This window comes from Flagellimonas maritima (genome assembly GCF_003269425.1).
Taxonomy (GTDB): Bacteria; Bacteroidota; Bacteroidia; order Flavobacteriales; family Flavobacteriaceae; genus Flagellimonas; species Flagellimonas maritima.
The window spans coordinates 2,270,082-2,293,547 of record NZ_CP030104.1 but is presented as its reverse complement, the minus strand read 5'-3'; the positions used below and the strand labels follow the sequence as shown (position 1 = coordinate 2,293,547).

At 37.9% G+C, this 23,466-nt stretch carries 23 protein-coding genes and 1 tRNA gene; 9 read left to right on the top strand and 15 right to left on the bottom strand.

The features are described from left to right. Positions 1–176 precede the first annotated feature (176 nt). Complete coding sequence (rpsB, locus tag HME9304_RS10195; RefSeq protein WP_112378496.1) at positions 177–1,379, top strand: 30S ribosomal protein S2; 1,203 nt, start codon at positions 177–179, stop codon at positions 1,377–1,379. Between the two features lie 81 nt (positions 1,380–1,460). Beyond that, positions 1,461–2,285 carry a translation elongation factor Ts gene (gene tsf / locus HME9304_RS10190; RefSeq protein WP_112378495.1) on the top strand — a complete coding sequence of 275 codons (825 nt, stop codon included), beginning with the start codon at positions 1,461–1,463 and terminating at the stop codon, positions 2,283–2,285. Positions 2,286–2,465: 180 nt separating this feature from the next. Here the strand turns inward: tsf and HME9304_RS10185 are convergent, their stop codons facing one another. The 4 genes from HME9304_RS10185 to HME9304_RS10170 all read right to left on the bottom strand — a co-directional run bounded on the left by HME9304_RS10185 (position 2,466) and on the right by HME9304_RS10170 (position 5,553). After that, positions 2,466–3,281, bottom strand: a complete 816-nt coding sequence (locus HME9304_RS10185; RefSeq protein ID WP_164674831.1) for a DUF4097 family beta strand repeat-containing protein — start codon at positions 3,279–3,281, stop codon at positions 2,466–2,468. A gap of 4 nt (positions 3,282–3,285) precedes the next feature. Further along, entirely contained in the window at positions 3,286–4,143 is an 858-nt protein-coding gene (locus tag HME9304_RS10180; RefSeq protein WP_112378493.1) for a DUF4097 family beta strand repeat-containing protein, read from the bottom strand. A gap of 86 nt (positions 4,144–4,229) precedes the next feature. Further along, positions 4,230–5,024, bottom strand: a complete 795-nt coding sequence (locus HME9304_RS10175) for a HEAT repeat domain-containing protein (RefSeq protein WP_112378492.1) — start codon at positions 5,022–5,024, stop codon at positions 4,230–4,232. A gap of 1 nt (position 5,025) precedes the next feature. Further along, positions 5,026–5,553, bottom strand: a complete 528-nt coding sequence (locus HME9304_RS10170) for an RNA polymerase sigma factor (protein ID WP_206170462.1) — start codon at positions 5,551–5,553, stop codon at positions 5,026–5,028. A gap of 191 nt (positions 5,554–5,744) precedes the next feature. Between HME9304_RS10170 and pyrH the strand changes: the two genes are divergently transcribed. The 6 genes from pyrH to HME9304_RS10140 all read left to right on the top strand — a co-directional run bounded on the left by pyrH (position 5,745) and on the right by HME9304_RS10140 (position 13,144). Beyond that, positions 5,745–6,452 (top strand): UMP kinase, encoded by a 708-nt coding sequence (gene pyrH, locus HME9304_RS10165; protein WP_112378490.1) that lies wholly within the window; start codon positions 5,745–5,747, stop codon positions 6,450–6,452. A gap of 38 nt (positions 6,453–6,490) precedes the next feature. Further along, positions 6,491–7,045, top strand: coding sequence for a ribosome recycling factor (gene frr / locus HME9304_RS10160; protein ID WP_112378489.1), 555 nt, complete (start codon positions 6,491–6,493; stop codon positions 7,043–7,045). Between the two features lie 70 nt (positions 7,046–7,115). After that, positions 7,116–9,512, top strand: coding sequence for an efflux RND transporter permease subunit (locus tag HME9304_RS10155; protein ID WP_112378488.1), 2,397 nt, complete (start codon positions 7,116–7,118; stop codon positions 9,510–9,512). 91 nt (positions 9,513–9,603) lie between these two features. Beyond that, entirely contained in the window at positions 9,604–11,037 is a 1,434-nt protein-coding gene (asnS, locus tag HME9304_RS10150) for an asparagine--tRNA ligase (RefSeq protein ID WP_112378487.1), read from the top strand. A 44-nt stretch (positions 11,038–11,081) separates the two neighbouring features. Continuing rightward, a complete protein-coding gene (gene rpoN / locus HME9304_RS10145; protein ID WP_112378486.1) occupies positions 11,082–12,539 on the top strand; it encodes an RNA polymerase factor sigma-54 in 1,458 nt (485 codons plus the stop codon). After that, the gene (locus tag HME9304_RS10140; RefSeq protein ID WP_112378485.1) at positions 12,539–13,144 is read left to right on the top strand and encodes a phosphatase PAP2 family protein; all 606 of its coding nucleotides are present in this window, start codon (positions 12,539–12,541) and stop codon (positions 13,142–13,144) included. Before rpoN ends, HME9304_RS10140 begins: the two co-directional genes overlap by 1 nt. Here HME9304_RS10140 and HME9304_RS10135 read toward each other — a convergent pair. The 8 genes from HME9304_RS10135 to HME9304_RS10100 all read right to left on the bottom strand — a co-directional run bounded on the left by HME9304_RS10135 (position 13,139) and on the right by HME9304_RS10100 (position 18,293). Then, complete coding sequence (locus HME9304_RS10135; protein ID WP_239023246.1) at positions 13,139–13,768, bottom strand: porin family protein; 630 nt, start codon at positions 13,766–13,768, stop codon at positions 13,139–13,141. The two genes, HME9304_RS10140 and HME9304_RS10135, sit on opposite strands and share 6 nt — an antisense overlap. 160 nt (positions 13,769–13,928) lie before the next feature. Then, positions 13,929–14,411 carry an ExbD/TolR family protein gene (locus tag HME9304_RS10130; RefSeq protein ID WP_112378484.1) on the bottom strand — a complete coding sequence of 161 codons (483 nt, stop codon included), beginning with the start codon at positions 14,409–14,411 and terminating at the stop codon, positions 13,929–13,931. A gap of 15 nt (positions 14,412–14,426) precedes the next feature. Continuing rightward, positions 14,427–15,032, bottom strand: coding sequence for an ExbD/TolR family protein (locus HME9304_RS10125; protein ID WP_112378483.1), 606 nt, complete (start codon positions 15,030–15,032; stop codon positions 14,427–14,429). Positions 15,033–15,044: 12 nt separating this feature from the next. Then, positions 15,045–15,491 carry a hypothetical protein gene (locus HME9304_RS10120; protein ID WP_112378482.1) on the bottom strand — a complete coding sequence of 149 codons (447 nt, stop codon included), beginning with the start codon at positions 15,489–15,491 and terminating at the stop codon, positions 15,045–15,047. Positions 15,492–15,506: 15 nt separating this feature from the next. Then, positions 15,507–16,253 (bottom strand): MotA/TolQ/ExbB proton channel family protein, encoded by a 747-nt coding sequence (locus HME9304_RS10115; RefSeq protein ID WP_112378481.1) that lies wholly within the window; start codon positions 16,251–16,253, stop codon positions 15,507–15,509. A gap of 78 nt (positions 16,254–16,331) precedes the next feature. Then, a tRNA-Ser gene (locus tag HME9304_RS10110) sits at positions 16,332–16,419 on the bottom strand. Between the two features lie 66 nt (positions 16,420–16,485). Next, on the bottom strand, positions 16,486–17,520 hold the full coding sequence (locus HME9304_RS10105; protein ID WP_112378480.1) for an asparaginase: 1,035 nt from the start codon (positions 17,518–17,520) through the stop codon (positions 16,486–16,488). Positions 17,521–17,525: 5 nt separating this feature from the next. Continuing rightward, positions 17,526–18,293 carry a TatD family hydrolase gene (locus tag HME9304_RS10100; RefSeq protein WP_112378479.1) on the bottom strand — a complete coding sequence of 256 codons (768 nt, stop codon included), beginning with the start codon at positions 18,291–18,293 and terminating at the stop codon, positions 17,526–17,528. Between the two features lie 105 nt (positions 18,294–18,398). On the opposite strand from HME9304_RS10100, the gene HME9304_RS10095 reads away from it, so the two are divergent. Continuing rightward, the gene (locus HME9304_RS10095) at positions 18,399–18,842 is read left to right on the top strand and encodes a retropepsin-like aspartic protease (RefSeq protein ID WP_112378478.1); all 444 of its coding nucleotides are present in this window, start codon (positions 18,399–18,401) and stop codon (positions 18,840–18,842) included. 100 nt (positions 18,843–18,942) lie between these two features. Here the strand turns inward: HME9304_RS10095 and odhB are convergent, their stop codons facing one another. The 3 genes from odhB to HME9304_RS10080 form a co-directional block, all read right to left on the bottom strand. Continuing rightward, entirely contained in the window at positions 18,943–20,181 is a 1,239-nt protein-coding gene (gene odhB, locus HME9304_RS10090) for a 2-oxoglutarate dehydrogenase complex dihydrolipoyllysine-residue succinyltransferase (protein WP_112378477.1), read from the bottom strand. A 27-nt stretch (positions 20,182–20,208) separates the two neighbouring features. Then, on the bottom strand, positions 20,209–23,007 hold the full coding sequence (locus tag HME9304_RS10085) for a 2-oxoglutarate dehydrogenase E1 component (protein WP_112378476.1): 2,799 nt from the start codon (positions 23,005–23,007) through the stop codon (positions 20,209–20,211). A gap of 101 nt (positions 23,008–23,108) precedes the next feature. Then, on the bottom strand, positions 23,109–23,465 hold the full coding sequence (locus HME9304_RS10080) for a hypothetical protein (RefSeq protein ID WP_112378475.1): 357 nt from the start codon (positions 23,463–23,465) through the stop codon (positions 23,109–23,111). Position 23,466 lies beyond the last annotated feature (1 nt).

The window sequence follows — 23,466 nt, the reverse complement described above, 5'->3', positions numbered from 1 at the left end:
GTTCATTGAAAACCCTGAAAAATTTCAGGGTTAATTTTTAACCAAGTTGTTGTTGTTCCAAAGAGCAAAAATCGACTTTTTGGAATTTAGTTTAGCATCTAAATGGGGAGGGCGAACAGCTTTTGTGACCACCTTTCCATTGCTAATACAACGGAACGTAAACTAATTACAGAAAAATGGCAAGTAAAGCTGAAGTTAAAGACTTATTAGAAGCAGGGGTGCATTTTGGCCACCTCACAAGAAAGTGGAATCCAAACATGTCTCCATATATTTATATGGAGCGTAACGGAATTCACGTTATCAATCTCTACAAAACAGTTGCAAAACTGGAAGAGGCAAATGAAGCCCTTAAAAAAATTGCAGCATCGGGAAGAAAAATTCTTTTTGTAGCCACAAAAAAACAAGCAAAGGATATCGTTGCTGAAAAAGTATCCAACGTTAATATGCCCTACATCACTGAAAGATGGCCAGGGGGAATGTTGACCAATTTTGTGACCATTCGTAAAGCTGTCAAAAAAATGGCATCTATAGACCGAATGAAAAAAGATGGAACTTTTAACACGCTTTCTAAAAAAGAACGCCTACAAGTTGACCGTTTAAGAGCAAAATTGGAAAAAAACTTAGGTTCTATTTCTGATATGACCAGATTGCCAGGTGCCATCTTCATCGTTGATACCATGCGAGAGCATATTGCTGTAAAAGAAGCACAGAAATTAAACATTCCAATTTTTGCGATGATCGATACCAATTCTGATCCAAGACCTATCGACTACGTAATCCCTGCTAACGACGATGCTGGAAAATCCATTGAGATCATCATGACAGAGGTAACAAATGCAGTTGCCGAAGGATTATCAGAGCGTAAAAACGAGAAGCAAGATGGAAAAGCTGAAGCCAAAGAAGCATCTACCACGGCTAAAGACGAAACTCCAGCAGAGACTAAAAAACCAGAAGCTAAAAAGGAAAGTGCTCCAATTAAAGAGGTAGTTAAGGACAAAGCTGCTGAGGAAAAAGAAAATACTGCTCCCGCCAAGGAAACAGTAGCAAAAGAACCTAAAGCTAAAAAAGAAACTACAACCAAAGCAAAAGAGGAAGAGCCCAAAACCAAGAAAGCCAAGCCTGCCAAAGCTGACGACCTTACAAAAATAGAAGGTATTGGCCCAAAAGCTGCAGAAGCATTGACCAATAACGGTATTGATACTTATGCAGCACTTGCAAAAGCAGACCCTGAAAAAATTAAGGAGGTCTTGACAGAAGCAAGTTCCAGAATGGCACATCTTGACCCTACCACTTGGCCCAAACAAGCAAAAATGGCTGCTGATGGTAAATGGGACGATTTAAAGGAGTGGCAAGACAGTGTTAAGGGTGGAGTTGAATAATCCAGATTCAATTTAACGCTCTACTAAAACAGCATACTCAAATAGTATTTTACTTTATATAAATTTTAAATAGCGAAAAAAATGGCAAAGATTACCGCCGCAGAAGTAAATAAATTAAGAAAGACTACCGGAGCTGGTATGATGGATTGCAAAAATGCTTTGGTCGAAGCCGATGGTGATTTTGAAAAGGCAATAGAAATCCTAAGAAAAAAAGGCCAAAAAGTTGCCGCAAAAAGAGCGGACAGAGATTCCTCTGAAGGTGCGGCTATCGCAAAAGTAAGTTCAGATAATTCCAGTGGTGTTATCATATCCCTGAATTGTGAAACTGACTTTGTTGCCAAAAATGAAACTTTTGTGACGTTGGCCAATGATCTGGCTGATCTGGCTTTGAGCCATGATACAAAAGATTCATTTTTAAGTACATCTTTTAATGGAATGACCGTTGCTGAAAAATTGACCGAACAAACCGGTGTTATCGGCGAAAAAATAGAAATAGGAAGTTTTGAGAAATTGAACGCTCCATTTGTTGGCTCATACATTCATGCCGGGAACAAAATTGCCACTTTAGTTGGTCTATCTGCCAATGTTGATGGAGCTGCAGTAGCTGCAAAAGATGTTGCAATGCAAGCTGCGGCAATGAATCCCGTTGCATTGAACGAAGATGGTGTTGACCAATCCATAATTGAAAAAGAGATTGAAATAGCCAAAGACCAATTACGTCAAGAAGGTAAGCCAGAGGCAATGTTGGATAATATCGCAAAAGGTAAGATAAAGCGATTTTTCAAAGACAATACGTTGGTAAATCAGGACTTTATAAAGGATAGCAAACAAAGTGTTGCACAATATGTAAAATCTGTTGATTCCAATTTGGAGGTTACAGGGTTTGCAAGAGTCGCTTTGGGGTAATTTCTATGGTAGATAGAAGATAAGAACGAGGCTGTCTAAAAAAAGCTTTCCATTGTCAATTCGAGCGGAATCGAGAACTTTAACATCTTGATTTTGAATGCATCTCGACTCCGCTCGATGTGACGGTAAATATAAAATTTACCTTTTTAGACAGCCTCGTTTATTTTTATAGGATTCCCCTTATTTGGATTTTATCAAAATATCCCCATTAAATGTCTTGAACAACATCTCTGGACCACCTCCATTTATCTTTCCGTTCACCCACTGCTCTATTTTGACTTTGTAAGCCCCTGAAGAAGTATTTTTATTTACTTCTGGTTTATTTGAAGAAACTTGCATATCAAAATCCGTAAATATATCTCCCATATCAGACTTTGCTTTAATATCCGCCTTTAAAGAACTTGGGAAAGTAATCGCCACATCGCCATTAAGACTGCTAAACGCCATGTTTGCATCTTTGGTTATATTTTCAAAATCTATCTTTATATCTCCATTGACGGTGTCTGTAGAAGCTGATCCACTTACACCTTTCAAAGTAATCTCACCGTTCACATTACTGATCTCCATTTCGCCATTCACACCTTTTACGGAAATATTACCATTATTTACTGTAGATAGTTTTAAGGAAAAGTTTTTGGGAACCTTCACCTCCAGATTTGTGACCTTGTTCCATTGCTCATTGATTACCTGTACCACATTATCTTTTTCTTCCGCACTTATGGCCAGTGAAGTATTGGAAATACGTTTCATACCATTTTTGTTAACGTTGTCCCTATAATGGTTTTTCTCGCTTCCAAAAGAAGCTTTAATTACAACTTCGTTCCCTTCATAGGCCTCAACATGAATAGAGCCTGATATCTGGTCGATTATCAGTTTTCCTGGATTGTTCGGATTACTTAAAGGCACCGAAAATAAATCGATACTCTTTTCTTGGGCCGATGATATACTTACCATCAGCAATGCGACTATTATTGTTATTGATTTGAAGTTTTTCATGTCGTTATATTTTTTTGATGAATACATTTCCGTTAAGCGTTTCAAAGTCGAAATCAACTTGACCGCTACCAATTTGAACCACAGGTTTGGCTTCATATTTATATTTTGCCCTATCTCCAGTTTCTTTATTTGTTTTCATAAACTGTTTATTGATATCAAAGTCGGTAAATAGTTCCCCGTTCATACTTTTGAACGAAATATTGGCCGAAAGTGCTTTCTGATATGAAATGTTAATATCGCCGTTTAGCGAATAGTACTTAGACGCTTTTTCAGGGTTATTTTTGTAAGATATATTCACAGCTCCGTTGATGCAGTTCACATCAGTTTTACCCGTAATATTGTTCAAGGTGATTCCTCCATTTATATTTTCCACTTTTATTGAATTGCCATTGGTATTTTCCACGAAAATCTCACCATCATTCACGGTACTTACATCAATTTGAATTGATTTGGGAACTTTTATCTTAAAGTTTAGCTGATGTTCGTACGGAGGTTCTTCATTTTTATTGCACCAATTGTACCGAAGGTTTTTTTTATCAAATTCAATATAGGGCGCATCGGGATGTAGAATAACCAAGTTTTGCTCTTTAACAATTTTGAGGTTTAACTCCTTCTTTCCCAGATCCAAATCCTTGGAGGTATTCGCAGAAATAATTTTTTCCACTTCTATCAATATGTTGTCTCCACTATACCCTTCTACGGCTATGGAACCAAAAACATTCTTAATGACCAATCGGTTTTTAGTAACATTGGAAAGCGGCACTTCCTCTTTTATTCGCTCCTCATACTTTTTTTGTTGCGCATCGCAGCTTTGTATTCCCAAAAAAGTGATAAGGAATACCATTAAAATTAACTGTTTCATCTTTTAAAATTTGACTGTTCGTGATTTGATTGTATCCCATTTTGGGATAATTGACCCTTCAGCTTAGCTCAGGGCAATTGAATTAACTAGATTATAGATTCTATAGAGTTCATTATTTTTTTCTTTACCGTTGTATCCAACTCTTTCTCTTTTAGCAATTCCCGAAAAGGCTCGATAGAAGTTTTTTCCTGTAAGGCAACCATCAAATTAGCCAGAGTAATTTGAACCAAGGGTGATTTTTGATTGGGAATCGATTGCACCAAACCCTGTCTTACCAATGGATTTTCAACATAGTTTGTCAAAGAAGCTATCGCAGCCAATCTCACATTTACATTGGAGTCGTTGTTCAGTGTCTGTAAAAGTGCCTTGACCACCGTTTCATCCACATCAATAATCTTATTCGCTTCGCCAACCCCTTGTAACCTCTGGTTAGCTGATGGTTGCTCTAAAAGTGTGAGAACAAGCTTTTGGCGTATACTCTCAGTTTCATTGTTTGTTACTATAGTTTGAGCCTTGCCAATATTTTTCAAAGAATTTACATAATACCCTATTCCAACACCAATTCCTAACAAGAGGATTCCATAAGCCAGTTGTGGTCTAAAGATTCTTGCTAAACTTTTAATAATTTCTGATTTCCTTTTCTCTTTTTTATGTTCCATTTTACTGGATAGCATTTCAAAAAAAACCAAATCCATTTTTTCAGAAGGTTCGGGAGTATCTAGATCATTGATAGTTTCCCATGCGTCGACTAAATCTTGGTATTGCGAATTATATTCTGGGTTCTGATCAAGAAAATCCTCAAAAGCCTTCTTTTCATTTGGGCACATTGCTCCTATCATATAATCCATCGCCAGTAGTTCAAATTTTTCCTTATTGACCATCTTAATTAATTTCCATTTGTAAAAAAATAGTTCTTAAATCTTTCAGTGCTCTATGTACCCTTACTTTTGCAGCACCTTCTGTACAGCCAATAACCTTGGCAATTTCACTAAATTTCATCTCCCTGTATTTACTCAGGACCAAAACCTCTCTTTTTTCTTTTGGTAGCATTCCCAATGCTTTTCTTACCATGTTTGCATTACCATCGACCTCAATTGCCTCATTGAGATAATCTTCGGCTTTCCCCTTTATATCTTCTGGTGAAACATCTCTGGAAATTTTTTCGCTCGAAGTCTTTTTGTGATAATCATAATTTACATTTCTTGCCATGCTGAACATCCATGCCGCAAAAATTCCTTCCCCAGAATAAGATGCCTTGTATTTGAGGATTCTAACAAATACATTTTGAACCAGATCTTCACTTACAGAAGGATTATTGCCCAGATTATAGAAAAAGCCAAACAATTTCTTTTTATATCGTTCATAGAGTAATCCCAACTTATCCAAGTCGCCATTTTTAACTTTTAGCATAAGGGCATTATCGGTTAAATCTTGCAATATGATTTTGTTTCTTGATTAGTTAAAGGATATACTTTCGCTTTTGAAAAAGGTTACAGAATGTATGGAATTTTTTATTCAATTTATTCTAGCATCTTCTGTTTTTAAGAAGATTGGCCATAAATAATTTTGATTATTTTTGTCCGGACTCCAACACATCCTAAATGCAGTACAAAAGAATTTTATTGAAACTTAGTGGCGAAGCCTTAATGGGTGAACAACAATATGGAATTGACGCTCAACGGTTATCCGAATATGCTGAAGATATAAAAGCCGTTATAGAAAAGGGGGTTGAAGTTGCAATAGTTATTGGTGGTGGCAATATCTTTAGAGGTTTAGCGGGGTCTGGCCAAGGTATGGATCGTGTACAGGGAGACCATATGGGTATGCTGGCAACAGTAATCAATGGACTGGCTCTGCAAAGTGCTCTTGAACTTCAAGGTGTGGAAACCAGACTGCAATCGGCAATCAAAATAAACGAAGTTGCAGAACCTTTTATTCGAAGAAGGGCCATGCGCCACCTTGAAAAAGGGAGAGTGGTCATTTTTGGTGGTGGTACGGGAAACCCATACTTTACCACAGATTCTGCAGCAGTATTGAGAGCTATTGAAATAAAAGCGGACGTAATCTTAAAAGGGACGCGTGTAGACGGTATTTATAGCTCTGACCCAGAGAAGGATAAGACTGCTACAAAGTTTGATTCCATTTCTTTCAATGAGGTACTTTCCAAAGGCTTGAAGGTTATGGATACCACTGCTTTTACACTAAGTCAGGAAAATGAACTCCCAATTGTTGTTTTTGATATGAACACGAGAGGAAACCTAATGAAAATAGTCTCCGGAGAAAATATTGGGACAGTGGTAAATCTTTAAAATGGTATAAGTTTTGATTCCAATTAAAAAATAAAATTATGAATGAAGAAGTAACATTTGTACTTGACAGTGCTAAAGAAAGCATGGACGGGAGTATTTCCCATTTAGAAAAAGCTTTGGTCAAAATACGTGCTGGTAAAGCGAGTCCTGTAATGTTATCCACAGTTATGGTTGAGTATTATGGGTCCGTAACTCCGCTTTCCCAAGTATCCAATATCAATACTCCAGATGCAAGAACGATTTCCGTTCAACCATGGGAAAAGAATATTCTTTCCGATATTGAGACTGCCATTATGAACTCCAATTTAGGCTTTAACCCCATGAACAATGGGGAAATGATCATTATTAATGTTCCACCTTTGACCGAGGAACGAAGAGTTCAACTGGTAAAACAGGCCAAATCTGAAGCTGAAGATGCAAAAGTGAGTATCCGTAGTGCAAGACAAGAAGCCAATAAGGAATTAAAGGCATTGGATATATCAGAAGATCTTTTGAAGAATGCGGAAGTTGATGTTCAGGAATTAACTGATTCTTACAGTAAAAAAGTCGATGCCATACTTTCTATAAAGGAAACGGAAATTATGAAAGTTTAGGCATCCTTCCTACTACTTTACCTAGGAACACAGCTAATCGTTTTTTACATTTGTGGCGAATAAAACCAATATGGTAGCTAAGCTGACTAAAGGATTTTGGCAAAAAGTCTCTAGAATTATACTTCGTAACAGAATCCTTATTTTATTAGGGGTTGCAGCATTCACTGTTTTTTTGGCCATGCAATGGAAAAATATGCAGTTTTCCAACACAGAAGCCAACATCCTTCCAGATGACCATCCTGCTACTGTCCAATACAATAAGTTTAAGAACATTTTTGGGGAAGAGGGAAATGCCATAGTTCTTGCCATTAGGGATTCATCACTTTTCACACCAAGTAAATTCAACAGATGGAATAAACTCAGCAAACAACTCGAAGCTTTCCCAGAAATTGATTTCGTAGTTTCAACAGACAACCTTAAGGTTTTGATAAAGGACAATGACAAACAAGAATTTGTCATGGAACCATTTATCAGTACTACTCCAAAAACTGAAGAGGAAATAAAAAAACTCAAGAATCAACTTTTTGAAGAGCTTCCGTTCTACGATAACTTAATCTATAATCCCGAAAGCGGCACTATTCAGACGATTGCATATCTGGATAAGGATATCATGAACACGGCCGTTCGGAACGAATTTATTCTTAACGATCTTGCTGATCTTGTTGAAGGTTTTGAGAAAGAGACCAACTTAGATGTTCGCATTTCTGGCATGCCTTACATACGAACTTGGAACACGAAGTCAATCGTAGATGAAATAGGCATATTCATAGGAGCAGCCTTATTGGTGACATCGATTATATTTTTCTTCTTTTTTAGAAGCTTTAGGGCTACGTTTATCTCTATGTTCGTGGTGATAATCGGTGTAATGTGGTCCTTTGGAATATTGGGCTTACTACGGTATGAAATCACCATTCTTACTGCGTTGATTCCCCCTCTGATTATAGTTATTGGAATTCCTAACTGTGTATTCCTTATCAATAAATATCAACAAGAGGTAAAAAAACACGGCAATCAAGCACTATCATTACAGCGTGTTATTTCCAAAATAGGAAATGCCACTTTAATGACAAATATTACGACTGCATCAGGATTTGCAACATTTATCATTTTGGACAGTGACCTGCTCAAGGAATTTGGCATTGTAGCTTCAATTAATATTATTGGGATTTTTATATTGTCACTTTTAATTATTCCAATAGTCTACAGCTTCATGCCGCTCCCCAAAACAAAGCACCTAAAGCATTTGAATAAAAAATGGATAGACATTTTCGTCAACTGGATGGAGCGGATGGTAAGGGATTACAGAATCGGGGTCTATATCACTTCCATCATTGTTCTGATTTTAAGCATTATCGGTATTTATCAAATTGAAATTACGGGAAGTAGGATTGAGGATTTACCCAAAAACACCCATTACTTTAAGGATATCCGCTTTTTTGAAGAGGAGTTTGATGGGATTATGCCCATGGAAATCGTAGTGGATACCAAAAGAAAAAACGGTGCGTTGAAACCCGCAACCTTGAGACGTATTGATCAACTGGGAAATGTAATTGAAGAGACCCCTGAACTTTCCAAACCATTGTCCGTAGTAAATCTAGTTAAGTATTCCAAACAGGCTTTTTATAACGGAATTCCAAAATATTACCAGCTACCCACTTCACAAGAAAACACTTTTATTATGGACGTGGCCAGAAAATCTTCGGATGACGGCAACCTCCTTGAAAGTTTTGTGGACAGTACGGGCCAGACCGCTCGTATAACTACTTTTATGCGTGATATAAAGATTGATCGCATGGAAGAAATCGAGAAAAGCATGCTTCAGTCCATAGACAAAATCTTTCCCAGTGAACGCTACAATGTGTTTATGACGGGAAAAGCTTTGTTGTTTTTAAAGGGAACCAGATATCTCGTCAAGAATCTATTACTCTCTTTGGCATTGGCCATTGGACTCATTTCCCTTTTCATGGCCTACCTGTTCCGTTCTTTTAGGATGATTATAATTTCATTGGTGCCCAATCTTTTACCCTTGGTCATTACAGCTGGTTTAATGGGTTATTTGGGCGTTCCCATAAAACCATCTACTATCCTAGTGTTCAGTATCGCATTTGGAATTTCCGTGGATGATACAATTCACTTTTTGGCTAAATATCGTCAAGAGCTTGCTGCCAATCGTTGGCAAATCAAAAAATCGGTATATGCTGCTTTACGTGAAACTGGAGTGAGTATGTTCTATACTTCAATAGTATTGTTCTTTGGCTTTTCAGTTTTTACCATCTCCAGTTTTGGCGGAACAAAAGCATTGGGTGGATTGGTTTCGGCAACATTGCTTTTTGCTATGCTCGCCAATCTTATTTTACTCCCATCGCTTTTACTTTCCCTTGAACGAAGTATTGCCAACAAAGCTGTGCTTAAAAAACCACAGATTGACATCTTGCCCAAGGATGAAATAAACATAAAAGATAAATAGTGCTTTAGTAACAGTACAAATAAACCGATACTGTTGCTATCATTTTTCATCAAAAACCTATCTTTACCGCTTAATTTACGATAGTTTAGTAATGAAGTCTTATTCAATCAAAGAACTGCTCAACAAGCAGCCCATTGGAGATTCTGTTGAAATAAATGGATGGGTAAAAACTTTTAGGAGCAATAGATTTATTGCCCTAAACGATGGTTCTACCATACATAATTTACAGTGTGTCGTAGATTTTGAAAATTTTAATGAAAATCTTCTCAAACAGATTACTACGGGAGCAGCTCTGAAGATTAATGGCATACTTGTAGAGAGTCAAGGAAGAGGGCAAAGTGTAGAAATTCAAGCTACTGATGTTTTTGTTCATGGAACTGCAGATTCAGAAACATATCCCATACAGCCAAAAAAGCATTCTTTGGAATTTTTAAGGGAAAAAGCTCATCTTAGGGTGCGTACCAATACATTTTCTGCGGTAATGCGTGTTCGTTCTGCTCTTGCTTTTGCAATCCACAGCTATTTTCAACAAAATGGATTCTATTATATGCATGCGCCTATCATTACCGGTTCTGATGCAGAAGGGGCGGGAGAAATGTTCAGGGTGACTACTTTGGATACTAAAAAACCACCACTGAACGATAATGGGGAAGTAGATTACACCCAAGACTTTTTTGGAAAGGAAACCAATCTTACCGTATCCGGACAATTGGAAGCGGAGACTTACGCAATGGGACTAGGTAAAGTGTATACCTTTGGCCCAACATTTAGGGCTGAGAATTCGAACACGTCAAGGCACTTGGCCGAATTTTGGATGATTGAACCCGAAATGGCATTTTATGATTTAGATGCCAATATGGATCTATCCGAAAATTTTATCAAATGGGTATTGCAATACGTTCTTGACAATTGCAAAGATGATTTAGAATTTTTGGAGAAACGCCTCTTGGACGAGGAAAAGTCCAAGCCCCAACATGAACGTTCAGAAATGGCACTCATAGAAAAGCTCAGGTTCGTTGTGGATAACAATTTTAAGAGAGTGTCCTATACAGAAGCTATTGATATTCTAAAAAATAGCAAGCCGAACAAAAAGAAAAAGTTTCAATTTCCCGTCAACGAATGGGGAGTGGACCTTCAAAGCGAGCACGAGCGTTTTCTTGTAGAAAAGCATTTTAAATGCCCAGTTATTCTTTTTGATTATCCAGCAAAAATCAAAGCTTTCTATATGCGATTGAACGAGGACAAAAAAACGGTCAGGGCAATGGATGTCCTTTTCCCACAAATTGGTGAAATAGCCGGTGGATCCCAGCGCGAAGAACGTCTGGAAATCCTTCAGCAAAAAATAAATGAATTGGACATTGATGAAAAAGAGCTATGGTGGTATTTGGATTTAAGAAGGTTTGGTACCGCTGTGCACAGTGGATTTGGGCTCGGTTTTGAACGCTTGGTCCAATTTTCAACGGGAATGGGTAACATTAGAGATGTTATTCCTTATCCTAGAACCCCTCAAAATGCAGAGTTTTAATATTGAATTCTTAAATTTATAGAGAAGGAAGACTACAAACCCCTATGCTAAAACAACACCTACAATTTAAGCTTTCCCAGAAACTGTCTCCACAGCAGATTCAGCTCATGAAGTTGATTCAATTACCTACCCAGGCATTTGAACAACGATTAAAACAAGAGCTTGAAGAAAATCCTGCACTAGAGAGTGGAAAAGAAGAAAGTGAGGCAATGGATGATGGGTTTGATGATGTCTATGATGATACAGCGGATAGCGAAACCATCGCCGCAGAAGAAATCAACATCGATGATTACTTAAGCGATGATGAGATTCCAGAATATCGAACACAAACCAGCAACTACAGTGCTGACGACGATGAAAAAAGTATCCCTTACGCCGCAGGGATTTCTTTTAACCAATACCTTTTAAATCAATTAAATACCATTTATTTAGATGATGAAGAATGGGCCATTGCAGAATTTTTGGTTGGTAGTGTTGATGAGAGCGGTTACATACGTAGGCCGCTAACGGATATTATGGATGATCTTGCTTTTACCCAAAATATCTATGTAGAAGAAGAAAAGATAGAAAACGTCCTAAATATTGTACAAAATCTTGACCCAGCTGGAGTGGCCGCAAGATCTTTAGAGGAATGTCTTATTATTCAATTGAAAAGAAAGGAAAAGAATCCTGCTGTTGAACTTGCCATTTTAATTTTAGAAAAATCTTTCGAGCAGTTTACCAAAAAACATTATTCCAAATTGATGCAAAAGCATCATATAACGGAAGAACAACTCAAGAATGCCATTTCAGAAATTGAAAAGCTAAATCCTAAGCCAGGAGGTTCTTATGCCGGTAATACTAGAATTATTGAACATATTGTTCCTGATTTTTCCATTAAAATTGTGGAGGGAGAACTGGAACTGACCTTGAATGGAAGAAATGCTCCTGAGCTCCATGTTTCAAGAGATTACAACAATATGCTCGAAGGGTATAAAAATTCCAAGGAAAAATCCAAGTCCCAAAAAGATACCGTACTATTCATCAAACAAAAATTGGATGCTGCCAAATGGTTTATAGATGCCATTAAACAAAGACAACAGACATTGTACGTCACCATGAGCACTATTATGAATTATCAGCGCGAATACTTTCTTACAGGTGATGAACGTAAGCTACGGCCCATGATCTTAAAGGATATTGCCGATCAAATCCATATGGATGTCTCAACGGTTTCGAGGGTTGCGAACAGTAAATATGTAGATACTCCATACGGGACAAAACTAATCAAGGAATATTTTTCGGAGTCCATGAAAAATGAGCAGGGAGAGGACGTATCCACAAAGGAAATCAAAAAGATTCTGGAAAGCGTAATTGGGGAAGAAGAGAAGAAAAAACCCTTAACGGATGATAAATTGGCAAAAATCTTAAAAGAGCGAGGATACCCTATCGCTAGAAGAACCGTTGCCAAATATAGAGAACAGCTTGGAATACCTGTTGCCAGGTTAAGAAAGCAGATTTAATGCGACATTTTTTGAACGTTGTTTCTTATATATTTCACCCCTTGTTCATTCCTGTAGGTGGAACAGTGCTCTACTTTATGGTAACTCCAAAATACAGTTCCCTAGAAATACAAAGCGGTAATATTCTTCCTATTTTTATATTAACGGTCATCATACCTATTATTTTCTTTTTGATTCTTAAAAATCTTGGTATAATAAATTCGATCTTCCTGCCCACAATTAAAGAGCGAAAATATCCGCTCTATATAAGCTTTGCATTATTACTTTTGATTCTGTACAAGGTCATCCCAAATAACTATGTTCAAGAACTTTTTTATTTCTTCACAGGACTTTTGACGGCTACCGGTGCAGCTCTTATACTTTTGTTCTTAAAATTTAAAACAAGCCTTCACCTCTTGGGAATGGGAAGCCTTTTAATGTTTATGATAGGACTGAGCATCCATTTTGAGATAAATATTACTTTGGCCATTAGTATGTTCACTCTATTGACTGGATTGGTCGCCACTTCAAGATTATACCTTGAGGCACACAACAGGTCTGAGTTGTTAATTGGCCTACTGATTGGGATGTGTTCCCAACTTATTATTTTAAAATATTGGTTATAGAATATAAAAGATAATGCCTACGCGAAGTACGCGCATATCTATTACATCGCCATTTTCCAGATTGGTTCCATTTTGTAATAACGGGTTTAGAGCATAATATGCATGAATATTCCATGTATTATAACCAAAACTCAATAATAGTCCATATTGAAAGTCTTGAATGTCTTCATTTGAAAATGCATTTGATCCTGATTCTGTCACCACTCTTGATCTTCCAGAAAATACGTAGCCGATTTTGGCACCGGCATAAATTCGCCAAAACTTGTATTCATCGATGGTTGACGTACGCCATCTTAGCTCGAAAGGAATTTCAATGGCATGTGTTTCAAATTTACTTCTCTCAAAATCCGAAGCACTCAAAACTTGATAGGTAATTATATTATTGGCTTCACTGGCGCCAATATTACTATAATAAGAATTCGCAGCATAGCCCAACCCCAACCCAATTCCAAAGTTCCTTCGTGCGTTTAAAGGAAAATCCTTTATAAAGCCCAATTGCAGATTATACGATAAATTTCTTTGGAAAATATTTGTTGGTCTGTTCAATAAGATATTATAACCAAGACCTACATAAAACTGGTCTTCCAAATATCTTGAAGAAGACTTGTAAATAACGCTATCCATTTCTGCCTGAGCATTCCCGATAGTACAATGAATCAAGAAAGCCGAGCAAAGGGAAAATTTTAATATGTTAACCAACATTTTCATTTACTGTACCCGAAATAAAAAGCGCTACAAATTTTATAAAATTTGTAGCGCTTTTTTACTAAATCTAAGCTATTGTCTACTGCAAATTGTTGAAAGCATTTCCCTCATAGGTCGTATAATTGACCTTTAGTGCATTTACTTCTCTCAATTGCTGCTTTATATCAGCGATAAGACCCATATTGGCATCTTTATCTACCTTTAAAGCTGTAGTCAAGACATTCTGTATTTCTTGAGGTTTTTTAGCGCGTTCAGCCAGAATATAAGAACCTACTTCGTCTACATTGGCAAACTTATCGTTCAATTGGATTTTTGGTTCCGTACCAAAAACCTTTTGATATTCTTGCGTAGGCTTACCTACGTAAATATAAATCACTCTATCCTTTTTCTCGAGCTTCTTTATTTCTGAGGCATTGGGAAGCGTATTCTCAACCAAAAGAGAACTATCTTTCATAGTAGTCACTGTCATAAAAAAGAACAGTAACATAAAGACGATATCGGGCAATGAAGCGGTTGATACCGCCGGCAAATCCCCATCCTTCTTTTTTGCAAACTTTGCCATACTATATTTATTCGTTTAATTAGTTGATGTTTCAGCTTCAGATAGTTTCTGGGGAAACATATCCTGAACCCGCTTAACCTTATCCTTTAAATCATCTCTAACACTTTTGGGTGTTTCAGGATTTAAATATTCAGCTTCCATTTCAGTAAAATCCCGACCAAACAAACGTTGAGCCTCTCTATTACGTAAGTCATTATAGGCGCCTACAAGTTCATTTTGAACTGTTATGTATGTGCTATACTTTGTTTCACGATCGTTTTTTAAAGATATAATCGCTTTTGCCGGATTATCGGAAGACGAAGGATCTCTTCTACCTTTGCAATAATCACAAGTTCCATCTGCCCCATTTTCCAAAAATGCGGTGGCAGAACTTCTCAAATCCTTTAAATTCATTAGATTATCCTCAACAAGCAATTGACCATTTTTATTGATATTAACCGTAAAAATATTCTTTTGCTTTATAATTGGAGGATTCTCTGGCGGTTCCATTGGTGGCAACATACGGTCTAATCCCGCATCAGTTTCTATGGTTGTCGTAACCAAGAAAAAGATAAGTAATAAGAAAGCTATGTCTGCCATAGAACCGGCATTCACTTCTGGTGCTCCTTTTCTTCTAGGCATAATCTTTAATTTTTACTTAACAAACATTTTTTTCAATCCAGAAAATACCATTAACCCAACTGCAATTAAGGTAAGAATGAAGAACACATTCAGTCCCATACCAATTGTTTTTACTGTACTTTCCTCTGCGACAAGGTTTGGATTGTTTTCAAAAGTACTGACAACTGCCTGTGCTTCTTCTGAAGAAGAAAGTCCGTAAGAAATTGCAACGACCAAAGCCAATCCACCAATGGCGAACAATGCTTTTTTGATGCTTGCCGGTGAAGAGACTAATTTTGCAAGTCCGAAAAAAACCGTTGTTATTACAGCTATTGCCAATAATATGTACATGATAATGAACATAAAGTTCATCGCGCCACTGTTTATTGCGTCTGGGTCATCAGCAGATGGCATAAAGAACCACAATGCTGCAGCTACAAGTCCAATGACAATGAGCACTATTTTTACTAATTTATTCATGATTCTTGATAGTTTTTATTTTCTTACTACAACTTTATGGGCCGCCAACATATCTATTAATGCGATAGAGGAGTCTTCCATGTCGTTTACGATACTATCAATTTTTGCAATGATATAGTTGTAAAATATTTGAAGAATAATAGCCGTAATCAAACCGAATACGGTTGTCAATAGTGCTACTTGAATATCACCGGCAATTAATGATGCGCTCAAATTACCTACAGCTGCAATTTTTTGGAAAGCTGCAATCATACCGATTACCGTACCCATGAATCCAAGCATTGGAGCAATTGCAATAAAGAGGGACAGCCAAGATACATTTTTCTCCAATTGACCCATTTGTACACCGCCGTAAGCAACTACCGCTTTTTCGGCAGCTTCCAGACCTTCGCTTGAACGATCAAGACCTTGATAGTAAATAGAAGCAACAGGGCCTTTTGTATTTCTACAAACTTCTTTTGCCGCCTCTACTCCACCTGAAGCCAAAGCATCTTCAACTTGTTGTCTAAGCTTTGCCGAGTTGGTGCTGGCCAAGTTTAAATAAATAATTCTTTCGATTGCAACTGCCAATCCCAAAATCAAACACAAAAGTACGATGCCCATAAAAGCAGGACCTCCTTGAATAAACTGTTCTTTTAGTATTTGGGTGAAACCTTTGCTGGTTGCAGCCGCAGCTTCATCTTGTAACATAGCTGCCGATGCAGTTGTCGTTCCCATAACAAACATTCCGGCAGCAGCCAGAGTAAAGGATATTTTTTTCATTTCGTTCAAACTTAAATTTAGTTAGTTAATAATGTTAAAGATATAAAAATTTTACAATTGAAAAATTAAAATACTTAGCAGAGAGGAAGGGATTCGAACCCTCGATACACTTTTGGTGTATACACACTTTCCAGGCGTGCGCCTTCGACCACTCGGCCACCTCTCTATTATTATAGTTAGGTCGCCCAATAAACAAAAAAATAATTAGTTAATAAAATTTGAGGCGTTAATTTTAGTGCATTTCGCCACGAAGCGGTGTTTCAAAAATTGTCTTAAAGAGTTTTCCCGAAACATTGTTGCCCAATAGGTACATTGCTTTGGTCAAGGCTGCCTCAGTTGTAATGTCCTTTCCGTTAATTAATTGCATTTTTTTTAGCTTCTCGCTCGTTTTATAATGACCCATAGATACACCTCCTCCTGAACACTGTGTAACATTTATGATGTGTAGACCTTTATTGACCGCTTCCTTCAACGCTTTTAAAAACCACTCATCGGTTGGAGCATTGCCCGCACCGTATGTTTCGAATATCAGCGCTTTTAGCCCTGGAATATTCAATATCGATTTTAGGACTGATGGATTAATTCCAGGAAACAGTTTTAGAACAGCAACGTTGTTATCCATATTACTGTGAACTTTAAACTTTTTGTTGGAAACCCTATAAGACTTAAAGAGATTATTGTAATGTACGTTTAAATGAACACCAGATTCCACCAGCGGAGGATGATTTAATGATGCGAAAGCTTCAAAATGCTCTGCGTTTAGTTTTGTTGTTCTATTGCCCCGATATAATTTATATTCAAAATATAGACCTACTTCCTGTACAACTGCCTTCCCTTTTTCTTGTAAGGCCGCTATCTGGATGGATGTTATCAAGTTCTCTTTGGCATCCGTTCGCAAATCACCTATTGGAAGCTGGGACCCTGTAAAGATTACGGGCTTATCAAGATTTTCCAGCATAAAGCTCAATGCAGAAGCTGAATAGCTCATGGTATCACTGCCATGCAAAATCACAAAACCATCGTAAAGACCATAATTTTCTCCTATCATCGTAGCGATAGTAGTCCAATGGCCAGGATTCATATTAGAGGAGTCAATTGGCTCTTCAAAGGATATACCCTTTAATTTACAGTCCAATTGGTTCAATTCCGGAATGTTCCCAATAAGTTCATCAAAATTAAAAGCCCTTAAGGCTCCCGTTTCATAATCCTTGACCATGCCGATGGTTCCACCGGTATAAATGAGCAATATATTTATCTCGTTTTGCATTTATATTAAATACCAAATACGTCTTTGGAATTTTGAGTGGTTATCGATGCTATTTCTTCTTTTGTTTGATCGTAGATAATGGAAATTTTTTCCAGTACATTCAAAATATAAGAACTTTCATTTCTTTTTCCCCGATAAGGTACTGGAGCCAAATACGGCGAATCCGTTTCGAGCACAATATGTTCCAATTCGATTTTGTTCAAAAATTGATCAATTTTTCCATTTTTAAAAGTTGCAACACCTCCAATACCCAGTTTCATATTGTATGATATTGCTTTATGCGCCTGTTCCAATGTTCCCGTGAAACAATGAAAAACACCATATAAATCAGGTCCCTTCTCTTTTTCCAAAATCTCAAATATTTCATCAAAAGATTCTCGACAGTGAATTACGATAGGCAATTTATTTTTTTTGGCCAACTGTATTTGATATACAAAGGCTTCTTGTTGTTGTTTTAAAAAAGTTTTGTCCCAATATAAATCGATTCCGATTTCACCTACGGCATAAAATTTTCTTTTTGTCAATTGTTCCTCCACATGGGCCAGTTCCTTTTTATAGTTTCCTTTTACGTGTGTAGGGTGCAATCCCATCATTAGAAAAATATGTTCAGGATAATCGGTTTCCAGATCCAACATAGATTTTGTGTAGGTCGAATCTATTGCAGGAACAAAAAAACGTTCTACCCCCAGATCAATGGCTTTCTTTATAATTTCATTACGGTCAGCATCAAAAGCTTCGCTATATAAATGAGTATGTGTATCGGTTATGACCATAGAGCAAAAATAGGTTTATCTTAGAGGTTTGCAGGGCTCAATTTAAATAAAAATATCCCTGCACTGTCAACAAGCTCAGTATGAACATTGAATCAATCAAAGCACATGAAATCGCTACAAAAATTTTTGAAATCAAAAGACTACATAAAAATTCCTTTGGTACTTACCGAGACCAATCATTTTGAGATTACCGCTAAAATAAATGAGGTTTCGGGACGGTTTATTCTTGATACTGGGGCTTCCAATACATGCGTGGGCATAGATAAGATTGAAAATTTTAAAATGGTTTCCAAGGTTTCAGATATTAAGGCTGCAGGAGCAGGTGCTATAGAAATGGAAACCTTGGTCTCAGCCAAGAACAAAATTAAGATTGGGGATTGGAAAAGAGACAAACAAAAAATAGTCCTGTTTGATTTAAAACATGTAAACCAAGCACTAACCTCACATAATGTCTTGCCAGTTGATGGTATTATAGGTGCAGATATCTTAAAAAAGGGCAAAGCGGTTATTGATTATAATAAAAAATATCTGTTTTTGAAATATAGATAAGCTAATTTCAGTTTGATCGGGCCTTTGTCGGCAGGCAGTCACAATTGAAAACCGAATAAATATTATATAAAGTCTCTCGACTTTGATCGCGGTTATATCGCTACAATTCCAACGCCTTCTTCACATCATTATCCATCAAGAATTCTTCAGGGTTTTCCAAAGCTTCTTTGACAGCAACCAAAAACCCTACGGATTCCTTGCCATCGATGATTCTATGGTCATAGGAAAGAGCAACATACATTATAGGAGCGATCGCAATAAGACTATCCTTTACAATAGGGCGCTCAACAATATTGTGCATTCCTAAAATTGCACTCTGTGGAGGGTTGATTATCGGTGTGGATAACATAGACCCAAAAACACCACCATTGGTAATGGTAAACGTACCGCCAGTCATTTCATCAACGGTGATTTCTCCTTCACGTGCACGAATTGCCAATCGCTTGACCTCAGCTTCAATTCCCCTAAAACTTAAGTTCTCGGCATTTCTGATAACTGGGACCATTAGTCCTTTTGGACCTGAAACTGCTATACTGATATCGCAAAAATCATAAGATATCATCTCTTTGCCATCGATCATGGAATTTACGGCTGGATACATTTCCAGAGCACGAACAACGGCTTTTGTAAAGAAAGACATAAAGCCCAGACTAACACCATGCTTTTCTTTGAACTTTTCCTTATATTCTTTTCGAAGTTCAAAAATGGGTGACATATCCACTTCATTAAAAGTGGTCAACATTGCAGTTTCATTCTTAGCGGCCACCAAACGCTCGGCGACCTTTCGTCGCAACATGGAGAGTTTGGAACGCGATTCGCCCCTATTTCCACCAGTAGGCGTTCCCATGGATGGAACCGCTTTTACCGCATCTTCTTTGGTAATACGGCCATCTCTCCCAGAACCTGTTACGGAAGTGGGCGCTATACCTTTTTCATCAAGGATTTTCTTTGCAGCGGGCGAGGGAGTGCCTGAAGCATAGGTTTTGGGTTTTTCCGGCGCTTTCTCCTGAGGGGAACTTTTTTTAGGTTCTTCTGTTTTAGGTTCTTCCTTTTTTTCGGACTTTTCTTCGGCTGCTGGTGCATCGCCGCCTTCCGGCTTTTCTGCGCTTGTGTCAATAAGACATACAACCTCGCCTACGGCAACGGCATCTCCTTCTTCAGCCTTTAATGTGATGATTCCACTTTCCTCAGCAGGAAGTTCCAAAGTTGCTTTATCTGAATCTACCTCGGCAATTGCCTGGTCTTTTTCAACGTAATCTCCATCTTGAACCAACCATTCTGCGATCTCAACCTCGGTTATTGATTCCCCAGGTGAGGGAACTTTCATTTCTAAAACCATGTTATTTTAGTTTTTAATGCTTTTATTTTAGCTTCTTTTCATATTGTCCTTGCTTTTGTCAAAGACGTATTCCATTACTTGCTCATGTCTCCGCTTTGACCTTACAGCACTACCTGCCGCAGGGGCACCATAAAATCTTCTGGAAGCCACCCTAAATTGTTTTGCTTCTTCCAAATGCATCAAGAGATGTCCCCAAGCACCCATATTTCTGGGTTCTTCCTGCGCCCACACCACATCGTCCGCATTTTTATATTTTTTGAGAATACTTCGTATTTCCTTGGACGGTAGCGGGAACAATTGTTCCAAACGCACCAACGCCATATCGTCTCTTTTCTCCTCTTCCTTTTTATCAAGTAAATCATAATAAAACTTACCTGTACAAAAGACCAATGTTTTTATTTTTGAAACAGTTGCTTTTTCATCATCAATCAATGGCTGAAAGCTTCCATTTGCCATTTCCTCTTTTGTTGATAATACCCTTGGATGTCTTAGCAGACTTTTAGGGGTAAAAACCACAAGCGGTTTTCTAAAGTCCGCTTTCATCTGTCTGCGCAACAAATGAAACATGTTTGCAGGTGTGGTTACATCTGCCATGTACATATTGTCCTTTGCGCACAGTTGAAGATAACGTTCCATACGTGCCGAGGAATGTTCTGCTCCCTGGCCTTCATAGCCATGGGGCAGTAAAAGCACGAGTCCATTCTGTAATTTCCACTTATCTTCTGCCGAAGAGAGATACTGGTCAATAATGATTTGCGCTCCATTGCTAAAATCACCAAACTGCGCCTCCCAAATAGTCAACGTATTTGGACTTGCCATTGCATATCCGTAATCGAAGCCCATTACGGCATATTCCGATAGCAATGAATTATAAATATGGAATTTTCCATTCTGATGTATTCCCAAATCGTTCAAAAGGACTACTTCTTCTTCATGCTTTTCTGTTTTGATCACGGCATGGCGGTGAGAGAATGTTCCTCGTTCCACGTCCTGCCCTGTCATTCGTACATCATAACCCTCTTCAATCAATGAACCATAAGCGAGCAGTTCCCCCATGGCCCAATCCAATTGATTGTCCTCAAAGTACATTTTGTTTCTTCCTTGGACCAATCGCTCCAATTTTCTCAGAAATTTTTTTCCTTCGGGTAAGTGCGTAATGCCCTTAGCAATGGCATCAAGCTTTTTAAGGTCGTAGGAGGTATCTATAGCACTTAACATGGAATCCTCGGTCTTCTGATTAAAACCTTCCCATTCGTCCTGCATAAAAGGGGTGATTCTTGTTTTTTCAACTTTTCTGGAATCCATCAAATCTTCTTCTAGATTCTTCTTGTATTCCGTTTCAAGTTTCTTCACATAGCCCTTGTCAATGACTCCCTGTTCAATCAATTTTTCAGCATAGATGTCCCTAGGATTTGGATGTTTTGATATCAATCCATACAATAAGGGCTGGGTAAACTTGGGCTCATCACCTTCATTGTGTCCATACTTGCGATATCCCAATAAATCCAAAAAAACATCCCTTTTAAAGCGCATTCTATATTCCAATGCGAAAATGGAGGCGTGTACAACAGCCTCTGCATCATCTGCATTAACGTGCAATACCGGCGAAAGCGTAACCTTACCTACATCGGTACAGTAGGTAGATGATCGAGCATCCAAATAGTTTGTGGTAAAACCAATCTGGTTGTTGACAACGATATGAATGGTACCACCGGTATGATATCCGTCCAAACGAGCCATTTGTATAATCTCATAGACAATGCCTTGGCCTGCAAATGCAGCATCTCCATGAACCAGTATAGGAAGTACCTCTGAAATATTTTCTTGATGGTCGCGGTCTTGCTTCGCCCTCGTAATTCCCTCCACGATAGAATTCACGGTTTCCAAATGCGATGGGTTTGGGGCAATGTTCATGTTTACGACCTTCCCAGAATCGGTTTCTCGCCTAGAGGTCCAACCGAGGTGGTATTTTACATCTCCATCAAAGATGGTTTCCTCGTAATCCTTGCCATCGAATTCACTAAATATATCTTTTGGTGATTTCCCAAAAATATTTGTGAGCACACTCAAACGGCCACGGTGTGCCATTCCCATAACAAACTGCTTAACGCCAGCATCGGCCGCTTTTTCCATTATGGCGTCCAACGCGGGAATCAAAGATTCGCCCCCCTCAAGGGAAAAACGTTTCTGGCCCACATATTTGGTGTGCAAAAAACTTTCAAAGGAAACTGCTTCGTTCAGTTTGCGTAAAATATTCTTTTTTTCCTCTGGAGAAAAGTTCGGATGATTATCGTTGACATTCAGCCAGTCCTGGATCCACTGTATACGATCTGGAGTTCGAATGTACATATATTCGACACCAATGGCATCACAATAGATTCGTTCCAAGTGGGAGATAATGTTCTTTAGTGAACTGGAACCTATGCCTATTATTTTTCCTGCATCAAAAACAATATCCAAATCCGCTTCGGACAATCCAAAATTGGATATTTCCAAAGTGGGTTCATACTTTCTACGTTCCCTTACTGGATTGGTTTTTGTAAACAAATGACCACGGGAGCGATACCCATCAATCAATCGAATGACCTGAAATTCTTTTTGAAGGGTCTCCGGCATTTCGACTTCCCTTCCGTTGGAAAGTACAACCATTCCGCCTTTTTCGGATTCGATTCCGAGCTCTTCCAAAGAACCTTCCCTACCAAAATCAAAACCCTGAAAAAAAGCCCTCCAACTGGGTTCAAGACTATCGGGACTTGTTACGTATTTATCATACAGCTCAGCAAAGAAAGAGGTGTGCGCAGCATTTAAAAAAGAATATTTATCCATAAACAGTTTACGGCTAAAACCTACCTGAAAAATTTAACCAAAAATACAATAAATAATGCTAAAGATTGACTCTCTAACGCATTGATGGCATTGAAAATCCATTAAGAACCAAATTTATACTTAAACCACACTTTTTGCCACTCCCTCTTCAATAGCAAGAAACAGACCTCTGCAGAAACATCGACCGCATCCGAAGACTTTATTTTTTTTATATCCCTCTCGGAAACATCGACCATGTACAACAGATTCAAACATTCCTGAAATTTTTCCAATAGCAAAAAATAGATTTTTTCATGAAGTATTTTAACCAAATCAGAAGGTAAAATGTTTGATGGAAAATTCAGTTTTGTGTTAGCGCGATCAAAGTCTTTCTTTATTTGGAGAACCAGCTTTTCGTAAAGCAATTCTTTTTCCGCCAATTCCAATACTTCCAGACTATTTTCAAAACTCCGCTTCATA

Bases quoted from the DNA above. Each gene is read 5' to 3' on its own strand.
- rpsB (WP_112378496.1), top strand. From the start codon at position 177: ATGGCAAGTAAAGCTGAAGTTAAAGACTTATTAGAAGCAGGGGTGCAT.
- tsf (WP_112378495.1), top strand. From the start codon at position 1,461: ATGGCAAAGATTACCGCCGCAGAAGTAAATAAATTAAGAAAGACTACC.
- HME9304_RS10185 (WP_164674831.1), bottom strand. From the start codon at position 3,281: ATGAAAAACTTCAAATCAATAACAATAATAGTCGCATTGCTGATGGTA.
- HME9304_RS10180 (WP_112378493.1), bottom strand. From the start codon at position 4,143: ATGAAACAGTTAATTTTAATGGTATTCCTTATCACTTTTTTGGGAATA.
- HME9304_RS10175 (WP_112378492.1), bottom strand. From the start codon at position 5,024: ATGGTCAATAAGGAAAAATTTGAACTACTGGCGATGGATTATATGATA.
- HME9304_RS10170 (WP_206170462.1), bottom strand. From the start codon at position 5,553: ATGCTAAAAGTTAAAAATGGCGACTTGGATAAGTTGGGATTACTCTAT.
- pyrH (WP_112378490.1), top strand. From the start codon at position 5,745: ATGCAGTACAAAAGAATTTTATTGAAACTTAGTGGCGAAGCCTTAATG.
- frr (WP_112378489.1), top strand. From the start codon at position 6,491: ATGAATGAAGAAGTAACATTTGTACTTGACAGTGCTAAAGAAAGCATG.
- HME9304_RS10155 (WP_112378488.1), top strand. From the start codon at position 7,116: ATGGTAGCTAAGCTGACTAAAGGATTTTGGCAAAAAGTCTCTAGAATT.
- asnS (WP_112378487.1), top strand. From the start codon at position 9,604: ATGAAGTCTTATTCAATCAAAGAACTGCTCAACAAGCAGCCCATTGGA.
- rpoN (WP_112378486.1), top strand. From the start codon at position 11,082: ATGCTAAAACAACACCTACAATTTAAGCTTTCCCAGAAACTGTCTCCA.
- HME9304_RS10140 (WP_112378485.1), top strand. From the start codon at position 12,539: ATGCGACATTTTTTGAACGTTGTTTCTTATATATTTCACCCCTTGTTC.
- HME9304_RS10135 (WP_239023246.1), bottom strand. From the start codon at position 13,768: ATGGATAGCGTTATTTACAAGTCTTCTTCAAGATATTTGGAAGACCAG.
- HME9304_RS10130 (WP_112378484.1), bottom strand. From the start codon at position 14,411: ATGGCAAAGTTTGCAAAAAAGAAGGATGGGGATTTGCCGGCGGTATCA.
- HME9304_RS10125 (WP_112378483.1), bottom strand. From the start codon at position 15,032: ATGCCTAGAAGAAAAGGAGCACCAGAAGTGAATGCCGGTTCTATGGCA.
- HME9304_RS10120 (WP_112378482.1), bottom strand. From the start codon at position 15,491: ATGAATAAATTAGTAAAAATAGTGCTCATTGTCATTGGACTTGTAGCT.
- HME9304_RS10115 (WP_112378481.1), bottom strand. From the start codon at position 16,253: ATGAAAAAAATATCCTTTACTCTGGCTGCTGCCGGAATGTTTGTTATG.
- HME9304_RS10105 (WP_112378480.1), bottom strand. From the start codon at position 17,520: ATGCAAAACGAGATAAATATATTGCTCATTTATACCGGTGGAACCATC.
- HME9304_RS10100 (WP_112378479.1), bottom strand. From the start codon at position 18,293: ATGGTCATAACCGATACACATACTCATTTATATAGCGAAGCTTTTGAT.
- HME9304_RS10095 (WP_112378478.1), top strand. From the start codon at position 18,399: ATGAAATCGCTACAAAAATTTTTGAAATCAAAAGACTACATAAAAATT.
- odhB (WP_112378477.1), bottom strand. From the start codon at position 20,181: ATGGTTTTAGAAATGAAAGTTCCCTCACCTGGGGAATCAATAACCGAG.
- HME9304_RS10085 (WP_112378476.1), bottom strand. From the start codon at position 23,007: ATGGATAAATATTCTTTTTTAAATGCTGCGCACACCTCTTTCTTTGCT.
- HME9304_RS10080 (WP_112378475.1), bottom strand. From the start codon at position 23,465: ATGAAGCGGAGTTTTGAAAATAGTCTGGAAGTATTGGAATTGGCGGAA.